The organism is Oleiphilus sp. HI0043 (assembly GCF_001634935.1).
Window position 1 is genome coordinate 1 of sequence record NZ_LWEY01001039.1, and the last position, 2,678, is coordinate 2,678.

At 41.7% G+C, this 2,678-nt stretch carries 2 protein-coding genes; both read right to left on the reverse strand.

Going from position 1 to position 2,678, the window contains the following annotated elements:
- Nucleotides 1-118: 118 nt before the first annotated feature.
- Nucleotides 119-424 (reverse strand): acyltransferase, encoded by a 306-nt coding sequence (locus A3729_RS34570; RefSeq protein WP_082880462.1) that lies wholly within the window; start codon nt 422-424, stop codon nt 119-121.
- Nucleotides 425-531: 107 nt separating this feature from the next.
- The coding region (locus tag A3729_RS10970; protein WP_197475801.1) for a VCBS repeat-containing protein at nt 532-2,678 on the reverse strand (2,147 nt) is incomplete at its 5' end.

Below are 2,678 nucleotides of genomic sequence, written 5' to 3' on the forward strand. Positions count from 1 at the left end.
GATGAAAAGAAAGAACCAAATAAGGTGGTCAAAAGCTACGCGGAACTGGGAGAAAGTGGGTGACGTTAAGTTGAACCCGGAGAAGGAAAAACAAGCAGCTTAAATGCTCAGGCGACAACTACCTTGAAAAACGCCGCTCACCGACCACTAAGGAGATTATGAACACGATAAATAGGAATAAAAAGTATAGAGGAAAAATCCTCAAAGCTCTTCGAACATAAAAGTTTTTAAGATATAGCTTAAAACTCTTTTCCTTGCCTGAAAATAAGCTCAAGGTTATTAGAAAACCCGAGAGTGCAAAAAATAGCTGTACACCAAGCCACCCCCAATAGAGTATGCCACAGTGAAAAAGTATTACCGATAAAACAGCATAACCTCTCAGGCCGTCAAGCGAAGCAGTATAATTTATTGACACAAAGTACATCCATTTAATATCAAGGTTTAAGCTATCCTTGTATTCTATCAGTAATTACTAGGTAAAAAAAAACTGCACAAAGTGAAACTTTGCGCAGTTTCTATAAAGAAATTAGACTACATACCTGAACCTGGGGCCCATACTTCTGCTGAGCCATCTAACCTCAGCATCAAAAACTGGTTTACACCAACATCTTGATAGGAAACTAGTCTTCCTCCATTAGGGTACTGAACAGAGATGTCCACAGTACTTACGCTACCAAGACCACAATGCTCGCTCGAACCACCGTATTGTTGCGCAATATAAATCTCTCTCGTACACAAAATATTATCTGTTTCAGAGTTTCGTATCACTACTCTTGAGTGCAAGCCTTCTGTAGTCGGCGCATCCTTAACCTGGAATGCTAACCAATTGTTATTACTTGGTCCCGTGTTACGTAACAAATTAAGGGTATCTTTATTAGCGCTAGGTTGAGAATTAGAGGAAAATAAATCCAAACGACCGTCGTTATCGTAATCGCCATGCGCCACCACAGTTTTAGAAGCCCCACCTGCTGCAGCTACTCTTCCACCAGACGTACTTAAAACATTTCCGCATGAATACGCTTCCTTCTTCCAGTTCCCTGTTCCACCATTAATAAGTATGCCACAAGGCGCTTCAAAGCCCCCTCCAGTTAGCCAATCAGCTCTAATATCCGTCAAACCATCATTATTGAAGTCTCCAGCACCTAAGCCTGCATATGTAGTTTGATACGTTAAAGAGTTTAGAGTTAACCCTGACAACTCAGTAACTGAAACATCGGTAAACCTGCCCGTCCCGTCATTCTCAAGCAACCATATACCATCACCATCATTGTCGCCATCCGCTAAATCAATAGAATTATTTCCGCCTTTATACACTCTAATCTTAAAGATATCCAAATCACCATCATTATCGTAGTCAATTGGTATCTGTTGGTGTGGGTTTGAGTGTTGCGCCGAGTCAATAGAATAAGAAGTATCAAACATTGATGAGGAGGCTACAAAATTTCCAGAAACTGCATCTGAAAATCCTGAAGGACTATTAAACCAAATCAAGTTAAGCTGAGGATTAACCATATCAGGGTATGAATCATTGTTAGCATCAAAAACTAAAGAGGTCGACCATGCACGCGTTAAATTTGGCTCAGATATATTGTTCCAATCAGGAGTATATAAAACAGTTCTTTCTGGCCAACTATATATTGATCCAAATATTCCTGTACCTGCATTAACGCTATTTAAACTAGAATTAAAACCAACTCCAACCAAAGGCGCTGAAATAAGTTCAATATCTCCATCCCCATTAAAATCTATCGGCAAACATCGATCAACATCATATAAACAGCCTGAAACTCCTGAGTAGCTTTCTTCGCCGCTATTCATAAGAGCAGCTAAAGAAGGGTTACCATCTACATCGGCCCCTAATATATCAGTATCGGAATCACCATCTAGGTCTAACAGCATTACCCATGAAGTAATCCGCCTATTAGAAGGCCCGCTTATAGAATAATCATTCGCTAAGTAGCTAAATGTCCCCTGACACACACCTCCAGCATTGTCCTGTATATATATTCCATCAGGATCAGTAGTTGCATGAGAAGTAATAAATGCATCTAGGCAGCCATCTGCATTAAGGTGTGCAAGATCTGCTTCAAAAGGTGCCACTACAGCTGCCTGACCACTTATAAAATCTGGAAAAGCATTAATCGTCACATCAGCGAAGGAGACTTCACTACCACCTGCACCTACAGAAGAGTCATTATTTTCACCGCCACCAGTACCAGCAGAAGAGTCATCGCTACCTCCTTGTTCAGTAACAACGCTATCAATACTCCCAAAATTAGCTTCTCTTACATATTTAGAGCCACTGCATCCATTACGCCCGCCCCCAAGGTTGACATCATCAGAGCAAACAAAAAAGCCATCATTTGAAGTAACGTTTGAGAATAAAACAAATGTATCATCGTCAGCACAATCAGAGTAATTTCCGCCTTCAGCGCCCGGGCATATTGCGATAAAGTCACTATCAGCGACATTCTGAATATCGCTCCACTGACCACCACATTGCCAGTGAGGATCATCCCCAGCCGAGCAAGATGCCGTCGCTACAAAAACAGGGATGATATCGCCACCTGCACTGCCAGAATCTGTACCACCTGTACTGCCAGAATCTGTACCACCTGTACTGCCAGAATCTGTACCACCTGTGCTGCCAGAATCTGTACCACCTGTGCTGCCAGAAT